The following is a 4,318-nucleotide window of genomic DNA, read 5'->3' on the forward strand; positions in this document are numbered from 1 at the left end:
GTGAGGCCGCCCGGCTGGACCAGGCACGAGCTCTGATCCTGGCAACCTCCGACGACCTGGTAAATTTAGAGACCGCTCTGGATGTACGAGGGCAGCACCCCAAGCTGTGTATTATTATGCGACATTCCGAGGAGCGTCTTGCCTCCCGGCTAGAGCAGGACTTTGATCTCACCCATGTCCTGGTTCCATCGCTGCTCGCCGCACCTCACTTCGCCGAAGCGGCCCTCGCCCCTCCTCCCGAGCCGAGCAAGACACGACACCGGGCGCGGCGACTGCGGCTCCGACGTGCCAAGCAGCCGGATTTGAGCCTTTTATTTTTATTGCTCTGCCTGCTTTTTCTCGGGGGAGTGCTGATCTTCCATCAGAATATCGGGCTGAGCTACATGGACGCGGCCTACTTCACCGTGACCATCTTGACCACTGTGGGCTTTGGCGATTTCAACCTACAAAGCGAACCGGCGGCGGTAAAGTTATTTGGAATGGTGCTGATGTTCGGTGGCGTTTTACTTCTCGCCACACTCTCATCGCTCCTGACCAACTATATTCTCTCCGGGGCGGCGCAGCAAGCGCGGGCGGAGCGGACAATCCGGCGCTACCGGGGGCATATTATTATTTGTGGCCTGGGAAGTGTGGGATTTGCGATTGCAGAACGCCTCCGGGCACGGAATGTGCGAGTAGTCGTGATAGACATGACTTTGGAGGACGCTCTCTTCCGCGATCTGGCGACGCGCGTTCCGATTTTACTAGGGGACGCGACCCGGCCCGAGACACTGCTGAAGGCGGGCTTTCGACGGGCAAGAGCGGTGGTAGCCGCCACTTCCAGCGATGCCTTGAACCTGGAGATCGGGCTCATGGCACAGACCCTGGTAGAGGACTACCGCCCGGAGAACCCCGTTCGCCTAGTGCTACGCTGCTTTGATCCCGATCTGGCACGGCGCATCCATCGTGTCTCGCAGAACTACACGCTGCTGTCCTCAGCGGAGATCGCGGCTCCCCTCTTTGTGGAAGCCGCACTGCACCCTAGAAAAGGGGCTGCTTCAGAAGCTATTCGGGAAGGAAGTACTTAAGATGCGGTTTCGTAGCCTACTGACAATCGGTGTGCTCCTCGGGACGCTTTCCAGTGCCTTTGGCCAGTCTGTTTCCTCGGAGACTAAAGACAGAGTGCTCCTGAGTATGCAAAACACAATCCAGCGCCAGGCATTTGTCCCCGGTATAGACTTCACGCAGTGGCCCGCATTCCTGGCAAAGCGCCAGACCGAGGTGGATCATGCCGGCGATATCCCAACCTTCGTTAGTACCATTAATGGGGCGCTCCGCGACTTTGGTATCAGCCACATCCGACTCCTCTCGCCTCAGAACGTCAAGACCCGTGTGAGCGGAGTGACGCAGGGCTTTGGCATGGCGACCCAAAAGAGCGAGAGTGGCCTGCTCATCACCGCGATCGCCCCTAAGAGTCCGGCGGCGCAGCTTGGGCTGGAGCAGGGCGATGAGATTATCCAGGTAGAGGGCATTGGAAAACCTGTCTCCTACCCCGTCCCCCCAGACAATGACACCACCGCTCTCACCATCAAGCGCAAGAGCACGGGGGCGATCAAGCACTACATGCTCGCCAAGAAAACCTACTCCACCGACCAGCCCAATACGCTCACGTGGACTAACAAAGACACCGCAGTTTTGCGCATCCCCTCCTTCTCACGCACGTACAGTGAGAGGCAGATCGAGGGTTTTGTCGCGGAGGTAAGCCAGAGAAAAGCCAAGGCGCTGATTTTGGATCTGCGCAGCAACGGCGGCGGCCTCGTCCGTAACTGCCAGCACCTGCTCTCGCTGCTCAGCCAGCCGGGAACTCCCATTGGCACCAGCGTGGACCGTCGCATCTCGGAGCGCTATGTTCAGATCACAGGCGGCGATAGCAAGGACATGGTGGCAATCGCCAAGTGGTGTGGCCCCACCAGTAAGACGGTCAAGATGGCGCAGCAGCCCTTCCTAGGTAAGCTTGCCATTCTTTTGGACTCCCGCTCCGCCAGCGCTTCAGAGATTACCAGCGCGGTGCTTAAAGAACAGCGGGGCGCAGTGCTTATCGGGCGGCAGTCGGCGGGTGCCGTGCTTGTCTCCCTGTTTCTCCCGCTGGCAAACACAGAGGGCTTCGAGGTGCAGGTGCCTCTCTCAGACTATGTCTCGCCGGGGGGAATGCGCCTGGAGAAAAACCCCCTCAAGCCCGATGTTGCCGTCGAAGGCGCTATCACTGAGACCAGCGATCCTGTTTTAGCGAGTGCCCTCAAAGCAATGAAGTAGCCTTTAAATTGCTCCGGGGTATACTAGAGGCTGATGTCTGCCCCACACCCCGCCGAGCAGGGGATGCGCTCCACGCTGATTGGGATCGTTGTCAACCTTTTTCTAGCGGTTGGAAAAGCGCTGGCCGGGGTTTTCGGACACTCGTACGCGCTCGTGGCCGATGCGATTGAGTCGGGCTTGGACGTTCTTTCGTCCATCCTCGTCTACTTTGGGCTGAAGGTTTCGACGCTCCCCGCCGATGAGAACCACCCGCAAGGGCATGGGAAAGCGGAGCCGCTGGCCGCCGTCGTGGTCTCACTCTTTCTCTTTCTAGCCGCCTTTGGGATCTCCTACGAGAGCATCGAGCGCATCCGTATTCCCCACCGTCTTCCTGCTCCTTGGACCTTACTGGTGCTCCTCGCGGTGATCGGCATCAAAGAGGCACTGGTGCGCTATGCCTTGAAAGTCGGGGAGCAGACGGGCAGTAACGCCGTGAAGGCCGATGCTCTCCACCAGCGCACCGACACGATCACCAGTATCGCCGCCTTTGTGGGGATTCTCATCGCGCAGATAGGCAATCGCCTCCACCCGGACTCCCGCTGGGCGAGTGCCGACGACTGGGCGGCGCTGGTGGCCTCGGTTGTGATTTTTCACAATGGGGTCAATATCCTGCGGGGCGCACTCTTCGAGCTCACTGATGCCCACCCCGATCCCGCACTGGAGGCCGAGGTGCGCCGCGTCGCGCTGACAGTTGTCGGAGTCGAGAACCTGCACAAGTGCTTCATCCGTAAGATGGGTTTTGATTATTATGTGGAGCTGGACGTGCGGGTGGAGGGGAGTATGTCTGTCTACCGTGGCCACGAGATCGCCCACGAAGTGCAGGACACCGTCCGTGCCCAGATCTCCGATAAGCGCTTCGCCCGCGTCTTAGTGCACATCGAGCCTGCACTCCCGAAGTAACGAGATTCCACTCTGTCACGATACTGTCACGCGTCTTAAGGTATAGTGTGCACCATAGGGAGTTTCAATCATGAAGCGATTTTTAAGATACTCAGCGGGGTTGCCGGGTGGGTTGGTGGTGCTTGTGGCACTGAACGGGATCTGTGAGGGGCGAGGGCCGCTCCTGGGGCGTCCTGCCTCCGCTGCACTGGTGCGCTCCGCAGCTTGCCGCGATCCACTGATCAATCAGGTCTACAACGACGATATTCGTCGCGCCCCGAACGGGCTGGGCGATATTGGTGAGTGTAACGCACTCAACTACGGGGGCGGACAGTGGAGCACCTACGAGGATCTACGTAAGAAAGTCCGGCTGTATGCAGCAACAGTGCCCCCAAGCTCCTGCCGTGACCAGACACTCACGGAGGCGCTGATCGAGCTTGCCACGCCCCCGAGTCGGCCCGGCACGGTCAGTGCGACTCTCAATCGCATTCGTCCACGGGGCACCGCTGAGATGGGCGAGTGCAATATGTATCTGTACGGCGGCGGCTCCTGGGCAGGCAAAGAGGATCTGAAGGACAAGATCCGCAAGGCCAAGAGCGCTCTGAGCCGCTACGGCTACGTGGTCTCTCCCGTCGGTAAGCTGCTGGACTCAAGCCTGCAGCAGATCGGGCCGGTCCAGGTTGGCCCCGCGACGGCGATTCCCATTCTGGTGCAAGAGAATGGCATTGACACGGTCAAGGTCATTGCCGCCGATGGTCAGCGTCTCAACAGCACCTACATTGCTGCCGCGACCCCGCAGCAGCGTGCACAGTTCACAGTTCGCTCGCTCGACAATGGGAGCTATCTCGCTGTCCCCCTAGGGCGCTAGAAAGAAGGTACTAATGTCTGAGGATCTCACGATCCCACTGCGTGCGTTGGGCCGCCGCCACTTCCTGATGCTCTCGGGTGCCGGACTCCTAGGGCTGACGGGCTGTGGCGGTGGCGGGGGAGCTGACCCTCCCCTTCCTGCAATTTTGCAGCCCAATGCGGTCTTGCTTCCCAACGACAGCTCTGTTCGTGTGACGGGGCGCACGGAAAACAGTATCACTCTGGCGGGAAGTGTCCCCAC

4 protein-coding genes and 1 pseudogene are annotated in these 4,318 nt (G+C 59.6%); all 5 read left to right on the forward strand.

Annotated elements, in window-relative coordinates; all coding sequences use genetic code 11:
- Window positions 1–1,067 (forward strand): NAD-binding protein (locus ACH2EH_RS13420; protein ID WP_395142464.1); only part of this gene is annotated, 1,067 nt, incomplete at its 5' end.
- A 1-nt stretch (window position 1,068) separates the two neighbouring features.
- Entirely contained in the window at window positions 1,069–2,292 is a 1,224-nt protein-coding gene (locus ACH2EH_RS13425; protein ID WP_395142466.1) for a S41 family peptidase, read from the forward strand.
- A gap of 33 nt (window positions 2,293–2,325) precedes the next feature.
- Window positions 2,326–3,231, forward strand: a complete 906-nt coding sequence (locus ACH2EH_RS13430) for a cation diffusion facilitator family transporter (protein WP_395142468.1) — start codon at window positions 2,326–2,328, stop codon at window positions 3,229–3,231.
- Between the two features lie 70 nt (window positions 3,232–3,301).
- Complete coding sequence (locus ACH2EH_RS13435) at window positions 3,302–4,078, forward strand: hypothetical protein (protein ID WP_395142470.1); 777 nt, start codon at window positions 3,302–3,304, stop codon at window positions 4,076–4,078.
- A 13-nt stretch (window positions 4,079–4,091) separates the two neighbouring features.
- A pseudogene (locus ACH2EH_RS13440) lies at window positions 4,092–4,318 on the forward strand (hypothetical protein); the annotation flags it as partial.

The sequence above is a fragment of the Armatimonas sp. genome (genome assembly GCF_043760365.1).
In the GTDB taxonomy this organism is placed as follows: Bacteria; Armatimonadota; Armatimonadia; order Armatimonadales; family Armatimonadaceae; genus Armatimonas.

Excerpts from the sequence above, each read along its gene's own strand:
- ACH2EH_RS13435 (WP_395142470.1), top strand. The coding sequence starts at position 3,302 with ATGAAGCGATTTTTAAGATACTCAGCGGGGTTGCCGGGTGGGTTGGTG.
- ACH2EH_RS13425 (WP_395142466.1), top strand. The coding sequence starts at position 1,069 with ATGCGGTTTCGTAGCCTACTGACAATCGGTGTGCTCCTCGGGACGCTT.
- ACH2EH_RS13430 (WP_395142468.1), top strand. The coding sequence starts at position 2,326 with ATGTCTGCCCCACACCCCGCCGAGCAGGGGATGCGCTCCACGCTGATT.